Source organism: Streptomyces sp. A0958, assembly GCF_004795035.1.
GTDB lineage: Bacteria > Actinomycetota > Actinomycetes > Streptomycetales > Streptomycetaceae > Streptomyces.
On sequence record NZ_SSBK01000009.1, the window covers coordinates 104,667 to 125,705 of the forward strand.

Here is a 21,039-nt window from a genome sequence, read left to right on the forward strand (position 1 = left end):
CGACATGGACTGGCTGAAAAAACTCCCCGTCATCGGGCCACTCGTCTCCCGGCTGATGGAGACGCACGCCTGGCGCAGTTACGAGACGCTGGTGCGGGTCCACTGGGCCAGGCTCGCCGCCGCGATCACGTTCATCAGCTTCCTCGCCCTGTTCCCGCTGATCGCGGTCGGCGCGGCGATCGGTGCCGCGCTGCTGACCGACAAGCAGCTGAACAAGATCGAGGGCAAGATCGCCGAGCAGGTGCCCGGCATCTCCGACCAGCTCGGCATCGACAACCTGGTGGCCCATGCCGGGACGGTCGGTCTGGTGGCCGGTGCGCTGCTGCTCTTCACAGGTATCGGCTGGATCGGCTCGATGCGGGACTGCCTGCGCGCGGTCTGGGAGACGGACGACCTGGACGAGGGCAATCCGGTCATCCGCAAACTCAAGGACGCCGGGGTGCTGTTCGGCCTGGGCGGCGCGGCCCTGGTGACCCTCGCCATCTCCTCGGTCGGCTCGGTGGCCGTCGGCTGGGTCGCCGATCTGCTCGACATCCCCGAGAACGGCGCGGGCGGGGTGCTGCTGCGGATCGCCGCCCTGCTGGTGGGCGTGGCCGCCGACTTCCTGCTGCTGCTCTACCTGCTGACCCTGCTGCCCGGCGTCGAACCGCCGCGGCGCCGGCTCATGGTGGCCGCGCTGCTCGGCGCGGTCGGGTTCGAACTGCTCAAGCTGCTGCTCGGCAGCTATATGAAGGGCGTCGCTTCCAAGAGCATGTACGGCGCCTTCGGGGTGCCGATCGCCCTGCTGCTGTGGATCAACTTCACGGCGAAGCTGCTGCTGTTCTGCGCCGCCTGGACGGCGACGCCGTCCAAGGAGGACGACCCGGCGGTGGACGCGGAGAAGGACCCCGCGCCCGCCGCCCGGGAGGTCACGGGCGAGGGCGGCGACGCATCAGGTCCGGCAGCGGCCAGCGCCGGTTGACCAGGAACACCCCGCCGGCCAGCAGCACCAGCACGCCGCCGACGATCCCCAGTGCGATCCCGATCCCGCTGGAGCCGTCGGTGGTGGCCGCGGCCTGCGCCGCCCGGTCCGGTCCGTTCCCGCCCTTGTTGCCGGCCGCCGATTCGGCCTCGGCGCCCTTGCCCGCACCGGCGGTGTCCGTACCGGTGCCGGTCGTCGCGGACCTCGGCGGGACGAGCTCACCCACCGGGGTGACCTTGCCGCTCGCGGCGAACCCCCAGTCCAGCAGCCTGGCCGCCTCCTTGTAGACGGCGTGCGTCTCGTCGGACGACGGGTTCATGACGGTGACGAGCAGCACCTTGCCGTTGCGCTCGGCGACGCCCGTGAAGGTGTTGCCCGCGTGCGTCGTGTAGCCGTTCTTGACGCCCGCGATGCCCTTGTACGCGCCGACGCCGTCGGCCCCGGTGAGCAGCCGGTTGGTGTTCTGGATGCCGAAGCTTTCGCGCTTCTGGCCCTTCTTCTTCGCGCCGGGGAACTGCGCGGTCGCCGTCGAGCAGTACTCACGGAAGTCCGCGTTCTGCAGGCCGTCACGGGCGAAGAGCGAGAGGTCGTACGCGCTGGAGACCTGCTTGGGCGCGTCGTACCCGTCGGGCGACACCACGTACGTGTCCAGCGCCTGGAGCTCCTTTGCGCGCGCCTGCATGGCGTCGACCGTCTTCGGGACGCCGCCGTACATCGCGGCCAGCACGTGTACCGCGTCGTTCCCCGAACGCAGGAAGACCCCGAGCCACAGGTCGTGCACCGTGTAGCTCAGGTCCTCCTTGATGCCCACCAGGCTGCTGCCCTCCCCGAGATCGGCGAGGTCCTCGTCCTTCACCGTGTACTCCCGCGTCTTCGGCAGGAGCGCCGGGTCCTCCAGCAGGGTGTCAGCGAAGAGCATCTTCAGCGTGGAGGCCGGGGGCAGCCGCCAGTGCGGGTTGTGCGAGGCCAGCACCTCGCCCGTCTCCGCGTCCGAGACCATCCACGACCGGCCCGTCAGCTTCTTCGGCAGGACCGGGGCGCCCGCGCCGAGGTTGACCTGGGTGCCTGCCCGCCCGAGCTGCTCGCCCCCGACCTGGGACATGCCCGACGGAGGTTTGGGCGCGTCGTCCTTATCGGCCGCCGAAGCGGGCGTGACGACGAAAGCGGACAGCAAGGCGGCAGAGGTGACCGCGAGCGCGGCCTTCTTGAGAGCTGGCACGGTCGAAAACGTACAGGCAGTTGATGTGAAAATAGGCACTGACGTTATGACCCGCCGGGCGTAGCGCCGGGACGGACCACCCCGTGCGAGCCGGCCGGAGCGCAGCGGCGATACTGAGTCCATGAAGCTCAGCCGCCCCGTCTCCTGGTTCCTGCTCGCCTTCGGGGTGTGGAGCTGGTTCATCTGGGTCACTTTCGTCAAGAACTTGTGGAAGGACGGCAGCGGCCTCGCCTTCGACGACGCGGGTGACCCGACCGCCTACTTCTGGGTGCATCTGCTGCTCGCCATCACGTCCTTTCTCCTGGGGACGGCCGTGGGCTGGATCGGGTTCCGCGGCGTCAGGGCCCTGCGTGCCGAGAAGGCTTGAAAGGGCCGGTCCCGGACAGAGGCTGAATCGGTCGATACAAGGACGAACGGGGCAGGGAAGCAGGCGTGCGGGTCGTGGGGTTCGCTCTGGTGGCGGTCGTGGTGCTCGCGCTGCTCGTGGCCGTGCACCGCTATGTCTGGCGCCGCCTCGTCGGTGACACGACGACGCCCGGCAGCCCGTGGCGCAGAGCCGGCACGATCGCCGCGTACGCGCTGCCGCTGCTGAGCATCGGCGCCCTGGTCTCCAGCCGCACGGGCACGCCCTTCCGGCTCCAGCAGGTGCTGGCCTGGCCGGGCTTCCTGTGGCTGGCAGCCCTGCTGTACCTGACGCTCGCGCTGCTGGTGGGCGAGGCCGTACGCCCGCTGCTGCGCCGGTGGCTCGCCCGCCGGGCGACCGCCGGACCCGCCCCCGAGCCGGAACCCGAGCGGGAAAGCGGGCCGGAACCCGGGCCGGAATCCGAGCCGGAAACCGAGCGGGAAACCGGGTCGGAAACCGAGCCGGAAACCGAGCCGGAACCCGGGCCGGAAACCGAGCCGGAACCCGGGCCGGAATCAGCGCCGGAGTCCGACGCCGCCTCCGAGCCCGCCTCCGAGCCGCAACCTGCCGCCCCCGCGTCCTACGTCCCGTCGCGCCGGCTGTTCGTGGCGCGGGCCGTCGGGGGTGCCGCCGCGGTCGCCGGGCTCGGGACGGTCGGCTACGGGACGTACGGGGTGCTGCGCGGCCCGCGGGTGAAACGGGTCACCGTACCGCTCGCCCGGCTGCCCCGGTCCGCTCACGGCTTCCGGATCGCCGTCGTCAGCGATATCCATCTCGGCCCGATCCTCGGCCGTTCCCATACGCAGCGGATCGTGGACGCGGTCAACCGGACGCAGCCCGATCTCATCGCGGTCGTCGGCGATCTGGTCGACGGCTCGGTCGCCGATCTCGGCCCGGCCGCCGAACCGCTCGCCCATCTCCGCTCCCGGCACGGCGCCTTCTTTGTCACCGGCAATCACGAGTACTACTCGGGCGCGGCCCAATGGGTTGATCACGTACGGGAATTGGGGCTGCGGCCGCTGGAGAACGCCCGCGTGGAGTCGGCCGGTTTCGATCTGGCCGGGGTCAATGACATCGCCGGCGAGAGCGAAGGGCAGGGCCCCGATTTCGCCCGCGCCCTCGGTGACCGGGACCGGTCGCGCGCGGTCGTGCTCATGGCCCACCAGCCCGTCGTCATCGACCAGGCCGTCGAACACGGCGTGGACCTGCAACTCTCCGGCCACACCCACGGCGGCCAGCTCTGGCCGGGCAACTACATCGCGGAGCTCTCCAACCCCACGGTCGCCGGTCTCGACCGCTACGGCGACACCCAGCTCTACGTCACGCGGGGCGCCGGTGCGTGGGGACCGCCGGTACGGGTCGGCGCACCCTCCGACATCACCGTGGTCGAGCTCGCCTCCCGGCAGGCGTAATCAACCGCGTATGCCCCCGAAATAGCGGATCGGGTGACCGGTGGTGAACCCTGTGTATTCGGAGTAACGGCCGAAGGTTTCGACTGGCGAACAAAAGGCTGTGAGCCTCCGATTTCCTCTTCCTGATGTGAAAATCGTGTGATTGGCTGAGCGCGAACGTGCGGTGATCTGCGTATCTGTGCGCGACGCCGAGGTGGGGCTGTTAAGGGAGAGCACGGCAATGCGGTCGATCCGGCTACGGATTCTCGCGATTCTCGCGGTTTTGGTCATCGCAGGCGTGGTCGCCTGGCAACTTCTCCCCTCGGACGAGGCGAACTCCGATCCGGTCGCCGTCGGTACGACCGACGCGGTGACCTCGCTCGACCCGGCGGGCGCCTACGACGCCGGTTCCTGGGCGATGTACAGCAACGTCTACCAGTCGCTCATGACGTTCAAGTCCGGGGCGATCGTCCCCGAGCCGGACGCGGCCGAGAACTGCGGGTTCATCGGCGGGAAGCTCCAGACGTACCAGTGCAAGCTCCGTGACGACGTGACGTTCTCCGACGGCAAGAAGATGACCGCCGAGGACGTCAAGTACTCGTTCGACCGGATGCTGGAGATCAAGACGGACGTCGGTCCCTCGGTCCTCTTCCCCAGCCTGAAGAACGTGGTCGCCGAGGGCCGGATGATCACCTTCAACCTCTCCGCGCGTGACGCGACCTTCCCGCAGAAGCTCGCCACCGGCGCCGGCTCGATCATCGAGAAGGACGCCTACTCGGAGCACAAGCTGCGCTCCGACAACAAGGTCAACGGCTCGGGGCCGTACGTCCTGAAGTCGTACGAGCCCGGCGTCAAGGCCGAACTGGTGCCGAACTCGCGGTACAAGGGCGCGCTCAAGGAGACCGGCGGCCCGGTCACCGTGCGCTACTACAAGCAGTCGGAAGACCTGCTCGCGGCCTGGAAGTCCGGCCAGATCGACGTCACGCACCGTCAGCTCCCGCCGTCCACGCTCGCCGACCTGAACCCGGGCGACTCCGACAAGCGCGTCACCGAGGCGGACAGCGCCGAGATCCGCAACCTCGTCTTCAACGTCCGCAAGGACTCCCCGCTCGCCGACCGCAGGGTCCGGCAGGCCATCGCGGCGGTCATCGACCGCGGCCCGCTGGTGGGCGACGTCTACAAGGGCACCGTCGACCCGCTCTACTCGCTGATCCCGCAGGGCTACATCGGGCACAGCACCCCGTTCTTCGACGCGTACCCGGCGCCGGACCCCAAGCGCGCGAAGACGCTCATGGATGAGGCCGGCGTCCAGACGCCGCTGCCCATCAACTTCGCCTACCGCGAGGGCGACGAGTACACCAAGGAGACCGCCGAGATCCGCCGGCAACTGGAGGCGACCGGGCTGTTCAAGGTCACGGTGAAGGCCGTGGAGTGGACGAGGTTCCAGAAGGGCTACGCGGCCGGTGAGTACGACATGTACACCGTCGGCTGGCTCCCGGACTACCCGGACCCCGACACCTTCAGCCAGCCGCTCGTCGGCCGCGACAGCAGCCTCCACAACGGCTACACCAGCAAGAAGATGGACCAGCTGATCAGCTCCACGCTCCAGTACAGCGACCGCAGCCGGGCCGCGGCCGACTTCAAGTCGCTCCAGCGGCTGGTCGGCGAGGACGTGCCGCTGGTGCCGCTGTGGCAGAAGAAGGACTACGTCGTCGCCAAGGCGGACGTCGCCGGTTCGCAGTACCTCTCCGACGGCACCGGCATCTGGCGGCTGTGGGAGCTGGGCCGGATCTGATCCGCCGCCCCGCACCGCCGAACCCACCGAGCGGCCGTCCCGGACTTCCGGGGCGGCCGCTCGGCCGTGTACGCGCAGCCGCCCGCGCCCGCTACCCGGTCCGCCGCGCCGACGTGCCCGGCAGGAACTCCTCCAGTACCTCGTGGACCTGGCGCACCAGCGGCCGCAGCACCCGGAACCGGGACAGGGCGATGGCCCGGGCGGCGATCGGGGCGGTACGGGCGACGAGGCGGCGGCTGCGTTCGGCGCCGGCCGTCCGGTCGTACACCCAGAACAGCACCAGCCCCATGTGCATCAGCCACATCAACTGGGGGAGCAGGGGCGCCAGTCCGGGGTCCGTCTTCGTCGTGGAGCCGTGCAGGCAGCGCTCGTGGATGGCGATGACCGCCTCGCGGGCCGTGACCGACTCCGGTGAGAACGGGCTGAGCGGGCTGTCCGGGTCGGCGGCGTTCTTGAAGAACTGGGTGGCGAAGGGGTGGTACTGCTGGGCCACGTCGAGCCAGGCCAGCAGCACCCCCCGCATGCGCGCCGCGAGGTCCTTCTCGCCGTCCAGGACCGGCTGCACCGCCACCTCGTGCTCGGCGGCGAGCCGGTCGTAGAAGCCCTGGACCAGGTGTTCCTTGGACGAGAAGTAGTAGTAGGCGTTCCCCACGGAGACGCCGGCCTCCTGGGCGATGGCCCGCATCGTCGTCCGGTGGTAGCCGCGTTCCCGGAAGAGCCGGAGCGCGGTTTCGAGGATCAGGGCGCGGGTCTGCTCGCTCTTGGGGGCCTTGACCGCCTTCGGGTCCTTCTCTTCCGTCACCACGGCCCCGAGCGTATCGGGGTTGGCGCCCCTACCCGGGCGCGGGAGTTCCGGCCGGCGGCCAATCCGTTTCGGTGTCGAAGTATTCACTATCAAGAATTTAGGTTCCGAAGGACCAAGGCGCTCGGCGTAGGCTGGGCGCATGCAGCGACGCGACTGGACCGACGGGCACGTGGAGCGGTGGCGGCCCGTGCTTCCCGACCTCGATCCGGATGTCGAGGGCGCGGTGACGCGGATGAAGAAGCTCTCCGTCCATCTGCGCCGGGTACGCGAACAGTCCCTGGTCGACTTCGACCTGGACCGCCAGGAGTTCGACACCCTGCACAAGCTCGCCGGACGCGGCGGCAAGGCGGCCCCCTCCGAACTGGCCGCCGACCTCGACCTCGCACCCGCCTCCGTCACCGGCCGGCTGGACGCGCTGGAACGCCGCGGCTTCGTCCGCCGCACGCCGTCCACCACGGACCGGCGGCGCGTCGACGTGGAGCTGACCGACGAGGGCCGCTCGACGTGGACCGGCGCGATGGATTTCCTCGGGCACGAGGAGTACCGGCTGCTCGGCGTCCTCGACAAGGACGAGCGGGCCCTGCTCAACGACATGCTCCGGCGCATCATGGTGGTCGCCGAGGACCGGGGCGGCGCGGACTGGGACTGACGGGCCGCCCGGGGGCTCCCCCTCAACTCTCCTGCGGGCGCCCCTCGGCGGCCTGCCGCGTCAGTTCCTCCCTGATCCCGTCCGGGCCCAGCGCCAGCAGCTCGCCCACCGCCTCGTCCCACCCCTCGGCCGCCCGCTCCACCCCGTCCCGGAAGCCCCGCCGCAACGGGCCCCCGGCCAGCAGCAGGGCGACCGCGGCGACCGGGCGCAGCAGCCACCGGCCGCGCAGCGAGACCGCGGCCTCCACCAGCCACCGGCCGTCCTCCGCCCGCCGGGGCCGCAGATACAGCCGCGCCTCGCCCAGCAGATGCCTCACCCGCGCCGTCGCCGGGGCACGCGCCGCGGGCGGCGCCCCGGGCGGGAGCAGCGCCGCCGCCCACCACGCGGTCAGATCGACCCGCGCCTTCCCCGCCCCCCGGTGCAGCGCCCCCGAGCCGTCAGGACCCCACATCCGGCCCCGCGCCTCGAACAGCCGGGGCCGGTCGGGGGCGGCCAGCCGCAGCGACAGCCGGCCGTTCAGATCCGGCGCGCCCAGCAGCAGCTCCACCTCGCAGGCGCCGGTGCGCCGCCACTCGCGTACGCGCACCGCCATCCGCTCGGAGTCCTCCGACCCCTCGATCTCGTACCGCGCACCGGCCCCGAGGTGACGCCCCCTCACCAGCCGCAGCCCCTCCACCGGTTGCCCGTCCGGCATGAGGACCCTCTCGCCGCGGGCCCGTGTCGACTCGGCGAGACCGCAGAGCAGCGAGGCCAGTTCGGCGACCAGCTCGGGTTCCAGGGCCAGGACGCTGACGGAGTGGCGCAGGACGGTCATCGGGGCGTCGGCCCTCAGATGCTCATCGAGCGCGCGGTGTTGACCTGGGCCATCACCATCGGGAAGGTCTCCGCCTGCATGGCCGGGATCATCGTCGAGTGGTGGCGGCCGGCACTGGTCACCGTGACCTGGACGAAGCCGGTCGTCCGCTTCTCCTTCATCAGCAGGAAGAGCAGACCGATCAGGCACAGCAGCGCGAAGACGATCGCCAGCACGATCGCGACCGGCGGGATCTTCTCCTCGGTGCGCGACATGTCCGTCGCCGTCCACACCGCGCCCTTGAGAGGCATCGTCCCGGACGGCGTCACGATGGAATCGCCCATCACCGTGATGTCACCTATGGACAGCATCGGCGCCCCGCCGCCCGCCGGGGCCATGCCCGGCTGCCCCGGATACCCGTATCCCGCGGTCGGCGGCGCCGCCGGGTACCCGTAGCCGGGGGGCTGGGCCGGCGGGCCGGAGAGCGGCTGCGGGTAACCGTAGACCGGGTTCCCGGCCCCCGGGTAGCCGTAGCCCTGGCCGCCCGGGGCGGGGGGAGGGGTTCCCGGCTTCTGGGGAGGACCCCACTTGTATGAGTCGTCCGTGTACGGACTCGGATCGCTCAACGTTCCCCGCTCTCGTTCTCCCCGCGCACCCCCGTGCGGCGGTTGGCGAACCGGCCACCGGTTCCGTACGACCGTACCGCCCGGGCCGCCGGTATGCAGCAAGAGGCCCCGCCTCCCGAGGAGTTCGCACTCCTCGGGGGACGGGGCCCCGGATGCCGTCGTGTGCGGCGGGCGGATCAGAAGCGACGCGTGATCAGCGCGCGCTTGACCTCCTGGATCGCCTTGGTGACCTCGATGCCACGCGGGCAGGCGTCCGTGCAGTTGAAGGTGGTGCGGCAACGCCACACCCCGTCACGGTCGTTGAGGATCTCCAGGCGCTGCTCTCCGCCCTCGTCGCGCGAGTCGAAGATGAAGCGGTGCGCGTTGACGATCGCCGCCGGGCCGAAGTACTGGCCGTCGTTCCAGAACACCGGGCACGAGGACGTGCACGCGGCGCACAGGATGCACTTGGTGGTGTCGTCGAAGCGCTCGCGGTCCTCGGCGGACTGCAGGCGCTCGCGGGTCGGCTCGTTCCCCTTGGTGATGAGGAAGGGCATGACGTCGCGGTAGGCCTGGAAGAACGGGTCCATGTCGACCACGAGGTCCTTGAGGACCGTGAGGCCCTTTATGGCCTCGACCGTGATCGGCTTCTCCGGGCTCAGGTCCTTGATCAGCGTCTTGCAGGCGAGCCTGTTCTTGCCGTTGATCCGCATGGCGTCCGAACCGCAGATGCCGTGCGCGCAGGAGCGGCGGAACGTCAGCGTGCCGTCCTGGTCCCACTTGATCTTGTGAAGGGCGTCGAGCACACGCTCCTTCGGGTCGATCTCGATCCGGAAGTCCTGCCACTGGGCCTCGTCGGAGACCTCGGGGTTGAAGCGCCGGATGCGGAACGTGGCCGTGATGTACGGCGAGTCGGCGAAGCCGGGCTCGGACTCGGGAGCCTTGTCGGCCTTGTCCAGGGTGGGTGTAGCCATCAGTACTTACGCTCCATCGGCTGGTAGCGGGTCTGGACGACCGGCTTGTAGTCCAGCCGGATCGACTCGGTGCCGTCCTCGGCGACCTCGCGGTACGCCATGGTGTGGCGCATGAAGTTGACGTCGTCGCGGTTCGGGAAGTCCTCGCGGTAGTGACCGCCGCGGGACTCCTTGCGGGCCAGCGCCGACGTCGCCATGACCTCGGCGAGGTCGAGCAGGTTGCCCAGCTCGATGGCCTCCAGCAGGTCCGTGTTGAACCGCTTGCCCTTGTCCTGGATGGACACGTCGAGGTAGCGCTTGCGCAGCTCCGCGATCTTGTCCACCGCGGTCTTGATCGTCTGCTCGGTGCGGAACACCATCACGTTGGCGTCCATGCACTCCTGCAGCTCCAGGCGGATCGCCGCGACGCGTTCGGTGCCCGTGGAGTTGCGCAGCCGCTCGACCTGGTCGATGACCAGCTGCGCCGGGTCCTCGGGAAGCTCGACGAAGTCGTTCTTCGCGGAGAACTCGGCGGCGGCGATGCCCGCCCGGCGTCCGAAGACGTTGATGTCGAGCAGCGAGTTGGTGCCCAGGCGGTTGGCGCCGTGCACCGAGACGCAGGCGACCTCGCCGGCGGCGTACAGGCCCGGGACGACGGTGGTGTTGTCGGCCAGCACCTCGCCCTCGACGTTGGTCGGGATGCCGCCCATGGCGTAGTGCGCGGTCGGCTGGATCGGGATCGGGTCCGTGTAGGGCTCGATGCCGAGGTACGTACGCGCGAACTCGGTGATGTCCGGGAGCTTGGCGTCCAGCTGCTCCGGCGGCAGGTGCGTCAGGTCCAGGTACACGTGGTCGCCCTCGGGGCCGCAGCCGCGGCCCTCGCGGATCTCCGTGTAGATGGAGCGCGAGACGACGTCACGCGAGGCCAGGTCCTTCATGACGGGCGCGTACTTCTCCATGAAGCGCTCGCCGTCCTTGTTGCGGAGGATGCCGCCCTCACCGCGGGCGCCCTCCGTCAGCAGGATGCCCATGCGCCAGATGCCCGTCGGGTGGAACTGGAAGAACTCCATGTCCTCCAGCGGCAGACCGCGGCGGTACGCGGCGGCCTGGCCGTCACCGGTCAGGGTGTGCGCGTTCGACGTCACCTTGAAGAACTTGCCGGTGCCGCCGGAGGCGAAGATGATCGCCTTCGCCTGGAAGACGTGGATCTCGCCGGTCGCCAGCTCGTACGCGACGACGCCGGCCGACTTCTTCAGCCCGGTCTCGGGGTCTTCCTGGAGCAGCAGGTCCAGGACGTAGAACTCGTTGAAGAACTCCACACCCTCCTTGACGCAGTTCTGGTACAGCGTCTGGAGGATCATGTGGCCGGTGCGGTCCGAGGCGTAGCAGGACCGGCGGACCGGGGCCTCGCCGTGGTTGCGGCTGTGACCGCCGAAGCGCCGCTGGTCGATCTTGCCCTCGGGCGTGCGGTTGAACGGCAGGCCCATCTTTTCCAGGTCGAGAACGGAGTCGATGGCCTCCTTCGCCAGGATCTCGGCGGCGTCCTGGTCGACCAGGTAGTCACCGCCCTTGATCGTGTCGAAGGTGTGCCACTCCCAGTTGTCCTCCTCCACGTTGGCGAGCGCGGCGGCCATGCCGCCCTGCGCGGCGCCCGTGTGGGAGCGGGTGGGGTAGAGCTTGGTCAGCACGGCGGTACGGCTGCGCTTGGTCGACTCGATGGCCGCGCGCATGCCGGCGCCGCCGGCGCCGACGATGACGGTGTCGTACTTGTGGATCTGCATGGTTTACCTCTGGTCCTTCGGGCCCGGCGCCTAGCGGATGTTCGGGTCGAAGGTGAAGATCACCAGCGTGCCCAGCAGGACGGTGAACACCGTGGCGGTGTACAGCAGCATCTTCAGCCAGAAGCGGGTGTTGTCCCGTTCGGCGTAGTCGTTGATGACCGTACGCAGACCGTTGGCGCCGTGCAGCATGGCGAGCCACAGCATCGCCAGGTCCCAGACCTGCCAGAACGGCGAGGCCCAGCGGCCCGCCACGAAGGCGAAGCCGATCTTGGAGACGCCGCCGTCCAGCACCAGCTGGATCAGCAGGTGGCCGATGACCAGGACGACCAGCACGATGCCCGACAGGCGCATGAAGAGCCAGGCGTACATCTCGAAGTTGGTGCGCGAGCCCTTGGGGGTCTTGCCGGTCCGCTTGCGCGGCGGCTCGATGACGGGGGCCGGGTTGTCGACGTCGTACAGGCTCACGCCCTCGACGGCGCCGATCGCGGAAGACGTTTCGGTGGACATCTGCCTCAGCTCCCGAAGACTACGCGGACGGCGTGGCCGAGGACGGGGTACAGGGCCCCGACCATCAGCACGATCCAGATGCCCAGCACGGTCCAGAGCATCTGCTTCTGCACGCGCGGGCCCTTGGCCCAGAAGTCCACGGCGACGATGCGCAGACCGTTCAGCGCGTGGAAGAGAATCGCGGCCACCAGGCCGTATTCCAGGAGCGCGACGATCGGCGTCTTGTACGTGGACACGACGTCGTCGTACGCCTCGGGGGAGACGCGGACGAGGGCGGTGTCCAGGACATGTACGAACAGGAAGAAGAAAATGAGGACACCGGTGACTCGATGAGCCACCCAGGACCACATGCCTTCCCGGCCGCGGTACAGCGTTCCAGCCGGCACGGAAGAACCCTCCGGGAGCGGGGATTGGGGTCGGCCGGCTTGACTGTCGGTCTGACCCGGCCGGGTACGGTCCACCGGCCCCGGCCATCGTAGCGACGGATTGTCGGTTCGATCGCGCGGGGGCCTCTGGTGTGATCAAAGTGGCAACGAAACAGGCACGGACGGGCTATGGACAGACCCCCCGCACCCTGCTCACCGGCCTGGGAGCTGGGAAACCGGCCCGTACGGACCGCCGCCAACCCGTTACTGACTCGATACCAGCGCCATGATGCGACCCCGGGCGAGTCGCCGCATCTCGTCCGCCGTCACCGCCCGCTCCCGCTCCTCCTCGTGCCCCAGCCGCGCCCGGATGGCGGCCAGCATCTGGTCGGGGTGCTCGCTGGGGCCATAGCCGTCCAGGCAGATCACGAAGACGTGGCCGAAGGCGCGCTCGTACTCCGCGTGCGCGGCGGCCAGCGCGAGACGGGCGGCGTGCGGCGCGTCCGGACCCAGCCCCGGGGAGACCTCGGCGGCCAGCGCCTGCGCGTGGTCGGTGGGGGAGAGGTCGTACCCCGCCTCCTCGGCCGCGGCGAGCAGCGCCTCCACGTCCGGGTAGGGGCGGTGGGCGGCCAGCTGCTGCGCCCAGCGGTGGCTGCCGAAGCACTCCAGCAGGGCGGCCTCGGCCTCCGGGGCGGGCGCGGTATTGAAACGGTGCAGGTCCCAGGCGTGCGCGGCGGGTGCCCCGGAGAGGGGGCCGCGGTTCTGCACGGGCACGGCGGTGCGCCGGGCGGGCCGGTGCGGTTGCTCGGGAAGGCCGGCGTGGGACTCGCTGGACCTGGACAGCGTGGGCTCCTGGAATCAACGGCATCTGTGAACCTGGAGGGGGGAGGGACCGACGGGGCCAGGCGGATGCGGGGCGAAAGGAGAGACGGATGTGCCTCAAAGCTAGCGAGGCGGGGCAACGGCTGTGCGAAGGATGCGCGAATTTCACCCGGACGGGAGAGTTTCACGTTGCCTGATGGGCGAATTTCCGAGGAAAATGCCCACTTATCTCCCCTCTTTCGCCCTGTTTCCCTTGACTTCTGTCCTAGTTTCCGCATGAAACCGGAGGTTTCTGACCGATGTCCCCCTCACGCGGCGCCCTCGCGGCCGGTGCGGCCCTCACGGCGGCGGCCGCGGCGACCGTCGCCGTCGTCGTCTGGCCCGAGGGCTCCGGCTCCGGCGACCGGGGCGCGGCCGACACCTCGCGCACGCCCTCCGCGTCCTCGCGCACGGCCTCCCCCACCCCCTCCCCGACCCGGAGCTACCCGCTCTCGAAGACGCCCCGCACCATCCCCGCCGTACGTGAGCACACCCCCGCCCACGGGCCCGGCTGGCGGCCCGGCAAGGGCAGCGCGGTGGTCATCGCGGACGGCAGCGGCAAGCTCGCCGACGAGGGGCGGCTGCTGGCCGGCGAGCTGAAGATCAGCTACCGGGGCGATGTGCCTGCCCGCGCCGGGGACGTCGAGCTGGCCCTCACCCCGAAGGCCTCCGGCGGGCCGGAGTCGTACACCCTGCGCACCCACGACGGGCGCGTCACGATCAGCGGGCCCGGCGAGGCGGGCGTCTTCTACGGGACGCGCACCCTCAAACAGTCCGTGCGCGCCGACGGCTCCATGCCCGAGGGAGAGGTACGCGACCGGCCGGACAAGCCGCAGCGCGGGCTCAACCTCGACATCGCGCGCAAGCCCTACAGCGCCTCCTGGATCGAGGGCCGGCTGCGCGAGATGGCCGACCTCAAGCTCAACCAGCTCGGCCTGCACTTCTCCGACGACCAGGCCTTCCGCATCGAGTCCGACACGCACCCCGAAGTGGTCTCGCCCGACCACCTGACCAAGGCCCAGGTGCGGCACATCGTCGCGCTGGCCGGCCGGCTGCACATCGAGATCGTCCCGGAGATCGACTCCCCGGGCCACCTCGGCGCGGTCCTGCGCGCCCACCCCGACCTCCAGCTGCGCAACGTCTCCGGGGTGGCCCCGACCGGATCGCTGGACATCTCCAAGCCGGGCGCGGCCAAGCTGGTCGACGAACTCCTCGGCGAGTACACCGAGCTGTTCGGCGGCGCCTACTGGCATCTGGGCGCCGACGAGTACCGCGCGCTGATGGCGAGCGACCCGGCCGCCTCGTACCCGCAGCTCCAGCGCGCGGCCGTCGCGAAGTACGGCTCCGGGGCCGGCATCGCCGACCTCGCCACCGGCTGGCTCAACGACCGGGCCGCGGTGGTCCGCAAGCACGACATGCAGCCGAAGGCCTGGAACGACGGACTCTTCCGGGACAGCACGGTCCAGGCCGACAAGAACATCGAGGTCGAGTACTGGACGGGCAAGGAGTACGGGGCCCGGTCGCCGGAGCAGTATCTGCGCGAGGGCCGCAAGGTCCTGAACCTCAACGACGAGTTCATGTACTACGTGCTCGGCCAGCCCAACGCCTTCGTCTACCCCACCGGCAAGCGCATCTACGAGCAGTGGACCCCGCTCGTCCTGCGCGGCACCACCCCGGTCCCGGCCCGCTACTCGGACCAGATCCTGGGCGGCCGGTTCGCCGTCTGGGGCGACCTGCCGAACGCCCAGACCGCCGCGCAGGTGGCCGAGGGCATCCGGATGCCGCTGCGGGCGACGGCCCAGAAGCTGTGGGACCCGGGCGAGCCGAAGCTGACGTGGGAGAAGTTCCGGTCGCTGGCGAAGGAGATCGACGCGGGCTGAAATCCCCTGGCGGTGGACAGCGCGGCAACCGGACACTACGTTCCGCTTGCCGCGCCGTCCGGGGAGGGACGCGCGCTCCACGCGTCGACGTCCGAATCCTGGGGGGTTCCTTTTCCATGCCCTGTTCACTCTGCGGTACGAGACCGGCCGGCACCGCCGACGGGCGGTGCACGGTGTGCGCCGGTTTCCGCCGCGCGGCGCCCGGCGGGCTGATGCCGACGCCGGCCGGCCTGAACCACCTGCGCTCACCGGTGGGCCTGGGCCGGGCGGCAGCCGTGCTGCTCGGCTCGGTGGCCGTGGCGGACGCCCTCTCGATCGCCGCCGGTGTCCACTCCCGGCTGCTGATCCGGGACGGGATGGCCGATGGCTTCCGGAGCGTCAGCGACGCGGAGCTGGACCGCGCCGACACGCTGTACGGGGCGGCCGGCACGCTCCAGCTCCTCACCCTCCTGGCCACCGCCGTCGTCTTCCTCGTGTGGCTGCGCCGGATCAGGCTCAACGCGGAGGTGTTCGACCCCCGCGCCCACACGTTGCGGCCGGGCTGGGCGATCGGCGCCTGGTTCGTCCCCATCGGCAACCTCTGGCTGCCGCACCGGGTCGTGCGCGGACCGCGAGCGAGCTGCCCGGCACCCCCGGCGGCCGGTCCGCGTCCCCGCGCGTACTGCTGCACGCCTGGTGGGTGACGCTGATCGCGGCGGAGCTCTTCTCCCGGTACGCCTCCCGGTTCTACGAGGGGGCCGAGACCGCGGACGAGATCGTCGACGCGATCGACCTGGTCGCCTTCTCCGACGCGCTGGACATCGTGGCCGCCGTCCTCGCCGTCCTGCTCGTCCGCAAGCTGACGGTGATGCAGGGCGAGCGGGCGGCGCTCGGCGCGCTTCCGGTGGAGCGGCCGACGGTATCCAGTCAGGGGCAGTGACGCTTTTCGGCCATGCGGCGCTGAATGCGATAACAGGAAGCGCTGCGCCCTCCTGTGTCCCGGCACGGGAGAGGGCCGACAGGAGACGCCGATGAGCCTGCTCGAACTGATCGCCGCCGCCGACGAGCGCGGGCTCGCCGCCAGTGCGGCCGCCTGCCTCGAACGCTGTCTGCCCCAGCCCGCGGCGGGCGCCGAACCCGATCCGCTGCGCCCGCTCTGGGCCGGCTGCGCCGACCCACGCCTCTGGCCCGCCCGGCTGGCCGAGGCCCGCACGGCCCTGGACACCCTCCCGGACCCGGGCGAGCCGGTCCCGCGCATCCGGGAACTCCTCGCCGGGGCACCCGGCGACCGAACGGGCGAGGAACTGCGCACCTGGGCGGACGCCTGCTCACTGCTGGCCCTCGACGTCCACCTCGGCCACGACGCCGCCCGGCCCGGCGCGCCGGAGCTGGTGGCCCGCTGCCGCACGGGCGAACCGGCCGGGGCGGGCCCGCTGCTGGCGGGCGAGGCCGCGCGCCAGACCCTGATCCTGGAGATGCTCGCCGACATCGACGGGTCCGCGCCCGCCGGGGCCGGGCTGCGCCAGGTGCTGGATGTCTCGACGGAGGGCCAGCGGGTACTGCGCGCGGCGGTGTCCCGCAGGGCGCGCGTACGGGGGTGAGGGGGCGGCCCGGGCCGCCCCGCCCCCGTCGTTACCATGCTCCGTGACCGATTCCCTGACCGATTCCACCGACGCGGCCGGTGAGCCCGCGCCGCGGAGGCGGATATTCGCCGACCTGACCCCGCTGCGCACCTCGCCCGACTACCGGCGGCTCTGGTTCGGGAACACCGTGTCCTGGGTGGGGCAGGGGATGACGTCCCTGGCCGTTTCCCTCCAGGTGTACGACCTCACCGGCTCGGCGTTCTCCGTGGGGCTCATCGGCGCCTGTTCGCTGGTGCCGCTGGTGGTGTTCGGTCTGTACGGCGGCGCCGTCGCGGACACCGTGGACCGGCGGAAGCTGGGGCTGGCCAGCGCGTTCGGCTCGTTCCTGCTGTCGGTGGCACTCGTCGGGACCAGCGTGGCGGGTGTGCGGCAGGTGGGGGTGCTGTACGGCGTCGTCGCGCTCCAGGCCGTCTGCTTCGCGCTCAACTCGCCGGCCCGCAGCTCGATGATCGCCCGGTTGCTGCCGGCCGAGCAGCTGCCCGCCGCCAACGCGCTGAACTCGATGACCAGCACCACCGGCACGCTCGTCGGGCCGATGCTCGGCGGGCTCATCGTCGGCTGGTGGGGCTATCGCGCCGCGTACGGGGTCGACGCCGTCACCTTCACCGCCGCCCTGTACGCGATGTGGCGGCTCCCCTCGATGCTGCCGGAGCGCGGGGAGGACACGGCAGGCGCGAAACGGGCCTCCGTCCTGGACGGTCTGCGGTTCCTCGGAACCCGGCCCAACCTGCGGATGACCTTCCTCAGCGATCTGTGCGCCATGGTGCTGGCCCAGCCCCGCGCGCTCTTCCCCGTCGTCGCCGTCCTCTGGTACGGAGGGGACGCCAGGACCACCGGGCTCCTCGTCGCCGCCCCCGCGCTCGGGGCGCTGCTCGGTGGCGTGTTCTCAGGATGGCTCGGGACGATCCGGCGGCACGGGCTCGCGGTGATGGTCGCAGTCGGATGCTGGGGCGCGGCCGTCGCCGTCTTCGGCCTGACGCGGCAGCTCTGGCTCGGACTCCTGTTCCTGGCCCTCGCCGGGGCCGCCGACACCATCTCCATGGTCTTCCGCAACACCATGCTCCAGGCCGCGGTCCCGGACGAGCTGCGCGGGCGGCTCCAGGGGGTCTTCATCGTGGTGGTGGCCGGCGGGCCCCGGCTCGGTGACTTCCTGGCAGGCTCCGCCGCCGATCTGACGTCCCCCGGGCTCGCCGTGACCGGAGGAGGCGTCGCCTGCCTCGGTGCCGTGACGCTGCTCGCCCTGCGGTGGCCCGGCTTCGCACGCTACGACGCCCACGACCCCGAGGCATGACCCAGCCCCTGCGCGAACCGGCCCTCCGGTCGGCCGACGAGGACGACCGGGGCCGCTGCCCCTGGCTGGGCTCAGCCGAAACAGTCATCTGACAGCCCTTAGGCGCGGGTTCATCACTTCGACTGCCTCGGCCTGTTTCCAGGTGTTTCTGTCTGTTCCCGGGCGCTGTTGGCCATGCGTTGGCTATGTGATCCGCCGAGCTTGTTCGTTGTCCGGGCAGGTTGTTGCCGCACGCACGTACGGACGTCAGCCGCTGGTGTGCGTACGAGCGCAGGTCGCGAACGGCGGATTCGCCCCTGTGGGATTCGAGTGTCTCCCGCAGGGTGCTGCGCATCAGGTCGAGGCACCGTGAAGCGCCTGTCCCGAAAGTGGTGTCCAGCGCTGTTCGGGTATTCGCCACAGCAGCGTGGACGACTTGATCGGCGAGCGCAGCGTGAGCATGGTGGCGCGAGTCCTCTTCCGTTCGGGGGCCAGCAACCTCAGGCCCTCCTCCAACGCGGCGGCGGCTCGCCGCGGATCTTCCAGGAACAGCCAGCAGCGCCCTGCATCAACGATTGGGTCGGCGGCTGACATCCAGGACACCCCCGTGGGCACAGATAGTGCTCTGCCACGCTCCAGTTGGTGTTCGGCGTCGTTGAGAGGGCGGGCGGTGCCGACATCGTCCTGGAGGACTGCGAGGGCGAGCCCCGCGTGCATCCAGCAGGGAGCGGGCTGCCGTGTGGCGGATTCGGGCAAGGGAGAGGATCTCGACCGCCGCACTGGGATGGCCGAGCCAGGTGGCGGAGTAGGCGACACCATGTCGGCGCGCTCCAGCAGCCATGGGATAGCGGAGCGTGCTCGTCTGGTTCACTTGTTGAGAACCTTGAATGCGGCGTCAAGGTCCTCAACGAAGTTACGCCACGATGGAAGGCAGGTGACCGGTCCCTCGGGGTCCAGGAGTTCCAGCATGCGCAGCCGGTGCTGCGAGAAGCGCTTCTGGAACTGGGCGAGGCGGCGTCCCTTATACTCGCTCGCCCGCGCGAGCGAGTCCTTGAGGAGTTGTTTCGGGTCGGCGATATTCTCCGCCGCAGCGCCTTTCGGGAGTTCCAGGCCGATGCGGCCACGGGGGTTTTCGGCGACTTGACGTAGACATACTTCGTCGAGGAGGAGCCAGGCTTCCAACATGCGAACGGGCACAACGGCGACGTGCCGAAGGCCGGGCCGCTCTGTGTTCACCGCTTTCTCGATCTCATCCCTGCGGTCCTGGGCAGGGCCTCGGTCAGCATCTCGTTGCACCACTGCCAAGTCGTAGCTCCCTCCGAGTGCGCGGGCGGCCCGGAGTTTGTCTGGTACGGAGTGTCCGGTCGGCAGCCGGAGCAGACCGAAGTCGGGGACTGTGACCGAGACGTCGAGTCCCTTACGAACGGCAATCGATTCGATGTGCGGGACAAGGCCGTTGTCGCTGCTGCCTTCGCCGTGAACAGGACACGAGCGGTCACGCGGCGTCCCCGCTCAGTGTGAGCTGCGCCCCGACGGGCGTAGTGAGATAGGGGAGGGTGTCGGCTTTCGTCACGAAGGCGCCGCTCGTTGCTTTACTGGCCCGCCAGGTACCGGCGAGCGGACGCAACCGCAGTGCGCGGTTCAGGGTGCCGTTCTCGCCTCTGTGCATGGCGGTGTCGGCGAACAGGAGGTCCTCGTTGCCGACGAGTTGGACGACCCCGGGTGAGTGCGTATTGATCAGCACCTGCCGGAACGGGTTGTCCGTGCCAGCTTCTTCCGATGGATCCACGGCAAGGTCCTGCACCAAATCGACCATAGCGTTGAGGTTTGCCGGGTGGATGCCGTTCTCGGGCTCTTCCATGCAGATCAGTCCACGCACGGACGAGTCTTCCAACAGTACACAAAGTGCCAGGAAGCGCAGGGTGCCTTCCGAGAGGCTGCGCGCAGGCAGCGTCATGCCAGCCACCTCGTGCACGTTCACCGTGAGGAGTTGTCGAACCTCGTCCTGATCGACATCCAGATCGCGGACATGGATACCGGTCAGGTCCGAGAGGCGTCCCGCAACCCTGGCGTATACCTGGCTCGGATCCGCGCCGGGGGTGTCGTGGGCCACACGGAAGAGGGTCGCCGGTAGATGGGAGCCGTCGGCACCCATCGCGTGCGGATCCACGTATCGGTCGGACCGGCGTAGAGCGGATGGTTCCAGGGCAAGCCGCCGCCAGGACTGCATCTCGCGGCGAGCCGAGAGAATGGTCGGGTCGTCGCTGCTGGTGATGGTGGAGACGACTGTCGCCGGCGCCCGGGATGCCGCAGCCGGCTTGGGCTGGCCTCGACTGCCACCGTCCTGGTGGATTCTGACGATCGACTCGTCGCCTTCGGTGGTCGTCGAGATGAACGGCGCGCCGCTTCGGTGGCCCTGGATGACGGTGTCACGGAACTGCTTCGCACTGTGACGAAAGCGAAGATGCTGCGGAGCCTTGCCCTTGGTGATGTGGGCCAGTGTCTCGTGGAGCAGCGTCAGGCGCCCGAAGCGGTCGAGCCCGGACGGCTCCTGGTAGCCGACTTCCAGTTCGTACCGCAAGAAGGTGCTGCTGGCCTTCGCCGCCCGGCCGAAGTCGTCCTGCACGTGCAGCGGAACGATCATCTCGGCAGCGAACCGCATCCGGTGATTGCCAGGCTCGAAGCCCTTCCAGAAAAGGTCGCGCGGGTCACCGTGACGCTCGCCATGCACGCCCCGAACCTCTTGGGCCGCCTCCATCATCGACTGGTCGGCGAGGAGGGAGAGGAACTGGATGGCGTCGAAAACGTTCGACTTTCCGGAGCCGTTCTCCCCCGCGACGCAGGTGAAGGGTCCGAAGTCGATGGACAAGTCCAGGAGATTCTTGAACCCGTGGACTTCGATGCGCGTCAGCATGCGGTCTCCGGAAGTTCGTCGAGCAGGTCCAACAAGCCTACTTGCGAGGAGGGCTGGCATCCCGCCAATCTGTCGGCAGCTTCTTCCTGCGCTTGGCTGCTGTCTGGCCACCTCGGGTTCCGGCATACCTGGTTCCACAGCTTGGGGCGGCTCCGTAGGGAACGCGTCGAAAGATGAGAGCTGGTAGCGCGCACCTGGGACGGTTTCGGTGCGTTGGCCTGAGACCGATCAGGTGAACGCACGGATGCGTTGGCCACGCGTTGGT

General features: G+C 69.9%; 20 protein-coding genes and 1 pseudogene. 9 read left to right on the plus strand and 12 right to left on the minus strand.

Annotated features, from left to right (window positions below; genetic code table 11):
* The first annotated feature begins 4 nt into the window (after nt 1-4).
* Nucleotides 5-961, plus strand: coding sequence for a YihY/virulence factor BrkB family protein (locus E6P78_RS12530; protein WP_136203633.1), 957 nt, complete (start codon nt 5-7; stop codon nt 959-961).
* Here E6P78_RS12530 and E6P78_RS12535 read toward each other — a convergent pair.
* Nucleotides 909-2,180: a D-alanyl-D-alanine carboxypeptidase gene (locus E6P78_RS12535; RefSeq protein WP_346765567.1), complete on the minus strand. Its 1,272-nt coding sequence runs from the start codon at nt 2,178-2,180 to the stop codon at nt 909-911. The two genes, E6P78_RS12530 and E6P78_RS12535, sit on opposite strands and share 53 nt — an antisense overlap.
* Nucleotides 2,181-2,301: 121 nt before the next feature.
* On the opposite strand from E6P78_RS12535, the gene E6P78_RS12540 reads away from it, so the two are divergent.
* From E6P78_RS12540 to E6P78_RS12550, 3 genes are all read left to right on the plus strand, one after another.
* Nucleotides 2,302-2,547, plus strand: a complete 246-nt coding sequence (locus tag E6P78_RS12540) for a hypothetical protein (protein ID WP_018550495.1) — start codon at nt 2,302-2,304, stop codon at nt 2,545-2,547.
* A 65-nt stretch (nt 2,548-2,612) separates the two neighbouring features.
* Entirely contained in the window at nt 2,613-3,995 is a 1,383-nt protein-coding gene (locus E6P78_RS12545) for a metallophosphoesterase (RefSeq protein ID WP_136203635.1), read from the plus strand.
* Between the two features lie 220 nt (nt 3,996-4,215).
* Complete coding sequence (locus E6P78_RS12550) at nt 4,216-5,769, plus strand: ABC transporter substrate-binding protein (RefSeq protein WP_136203723.1); 1,554 nt, start codon at nt 4,216-4,218, stop codon at nt 5,767-5,769.
* 91 nt (nt 5,770-5,860) lie between these two features.
* Here the strand turns inward: E6P78_RS12550 and E6P78_RS12555 are convergent, their stop codons facing one another.
* Nucleotides 5,861-6,574, minus strand: coding sequence for a TetR family transcriptional regulator (locus E6P78_RS12555; protein ID WP_136203636.1), 714 nt, complete (start codon nt 6,572-6,574; stop codon nt 5,861-5,863).
* A gap of 139 nt (nt 6,575-6,713) precedes the next feature.
* On the opposite strand from E6P78_RS12555, the gene E6P78_RS12560 reads away from it, so the two are divergent.
* Nucleotides 6,714-7,223 (plus strand): MarR family transcriptional regulator, encoded by a 510-nt coding sequence (locus E6P78_RS12560; RefSeq protein WP_136203637.1) that lies wholly within the window; start codon nt 6,714-6,716, stop codon nt 7,221-7,223.
* Nucleotides 7,224-7,245: 22 nt separating this feature from the next.
* Here the strand turns inward: E6P78_RS12560 and E6P78_RS12565 are convergent, their stop codons facing one another.
* The 7 genes from E6P78_RS12565 to E6P78_RS12595 all read right to left on the minus strand — a co-directional run bounded on the left by E6P78_RS12565 (nt 7,246) and on the right by E6P78_RS12595 (nt 13,001).
* Nucleotides 7,246-8,037, minus strand: coding sequence for a hypothetical protein (locus E6P78_RS12565; protein ID WP_136203638.1), 792 nt, complete (start codon nt 8,035-8,037; stop codon nt 7,246-7,248).
* A gap of 14 nt (nt 8,038-8,051) precedes the next feature.
* On the minus strand, nt 8,052-8,642 hold the full coding sequence (locus tag E6P78_RS12570) for a hypothetical protein (protein ID WP_136203639.1): 591 nt from the start codon (nt 8,640-8,642) through the stop codon (nt 8,052-8,054).
* Between the two features lie 176 nt (nt 8,643-8,818).
* Complete coding sequence (locus E6P78_RS12575; protein ID WP_136203640.1) at nt 8,819-9,595, minus strand: succinate dehydrogenase iron-sulfur subunit; 777 nt, start codon at nt 9,593-9,595, stop codon at nt 8,819-8,821.
* Entirely contained in the window at nt 9,595-11,355 is a 1,761-nt protein-coding gene (gene sdhA / locus E6P78_RS12580) for a succinate dehydrogenase flavoprotein subunit (protein WP_136203641.1), read from the minus strand. Before sdhA ends, E6P78_RS12575 begins: the two co-directional genes overlap by 1 nt.
* Before the next feature lie 30 nt (nt 11,356-11,385).
* On the minus strand, nt 11,386-11,862 hold the full coding sequence (locus E6P78_RS12585; RefSeq protein ID WP_136203642.1) for a succinate dehydrogenase hydrophobic membrane anchor subunit: 477 nt from the start codon (nt 11,860-11,862) through the stop codon (nt 11,386-11,388).
* Nucleotides 11,863-11,867: 5 nt separating this feature from the next.
* On the minus strand, nt 11,868-12,248 hold the full coding sequence (sdhC, locus tag E6P78_RS12590) for a succinate dehydrogenase, cytochrome b556 subunit (protein ID WP_136203643.1): 381 nt from the start codon (nt 12,246-12,248) through the stop codon (nt 11,868-11,870).
* Nucleotides 12,249-12,491: 243 nt separating this feature from the next.
* Nucleotides 12,492-13,001, minus strand: coding sequence for a 2-oxo-4-hydroxy-4-carboxy-5-ureidoimidazoline decarboxylase (locus tag E6P78_RS12595; RefSeq protein WP_136203644.1), 510 nt, complete (start codon nt 12,999-13,001; stop codon nt 12,492-12,494).
* A 347-nt stretch (nt 13,002-13,348) separates the two neighbouring features.
* Here E6P78_RS12595 and E6P78_RS12600 point away from each other — a divergent pair, with 347 nt between their 5' ends.
* The 4 genes and pseudogenes from E6P78_RS12600 (at nt 13,349) to E6P78_RS12615 (ending at nt 17,881) form a co-directional block, all read left to right on the plus strand.
* Entirely contained in the window at nt 13,349-14,968 is a 1,620-nt protein-coding gene (locus E6P78_RS12600; protein WP_136203645.1) for a glycoside hydrolase family 20 protein, read from the plus strand.
* 356 nt (nt 14,969-15,324) lie between these two features.
* Nucleotides 15,325-15,887 (plus strand): annotated as a pseudogene (locus E6P78_RS34000) (DUF4328 domain-containing protein).
* A gap of 91 nt (nt 15,888-15,978) precedes the next feature.
* Nucleotides 15,979-16,548, plus strand: a complete 570-nt coding sequence (locus E6P78_RS12610) for a hypothetical protein (protein WP_136203646.1) — start codon at nt 15,979-15,981, stop codon at nt 16,546-16,548.
* A 55-nt stretch (nt 16,549-16,603) separates the two neighbouring features.
* A complete protein-coding gene (locus E6P78_RS12615) occupies nt 16,604-17,881 on the plus strand; it encodes an MFS transporter (protein ID WP_240799179.1) in 1,278 nt (425 codons plus the stop codon).
* A 333-nt stretch (nt 17,882-18,214) separates the two neighbouring features.
* Here E6P78_RS12615 and E6P78_RS12620 read toward each other — a convergent pair whose 3' ends face one another.
* From E6P78_RS12620 to E6P78_RS12630, 3 genes are all read right to left on the minus strand, one after another.
* A complete protein-coding gene (locus tag E6P78_RS12620; RefSeq protein ID WP_136203647.1) occupies nt 18,215-18,454 on the minus strand; it encodes a hypothetical protein in 240 nt (79 codons plus the stop codon).
* 273 nt (nt 18,455-18,727) lie between these two features.
* A complete protein-coding gene (locus tag E6P78_RS12625; RefSeq protein WP_240799180.1) occupies nt 18,728-19,159 on the minus strand; it encodes a hypothetical protein in 432 nt (143 codons plus the stop codon).
* A 196-nt stretch (nt 19,160-19,355) separates the two neighbouring features.
* The gene (locus E6P78_RS12630; protein ID WP_136203648.1) at nt 19,356-20,774 is read right to left on the minus strand and encodes an AAA family ATPase; all 1,419 of its coding nucleotides are present in this window, start codon (nt 20,772-20,774) and stop codon (nt 19,356-19,358) included.
* Nucleotides 20,775-21,039: the final 265 nt, after the last annotated feature.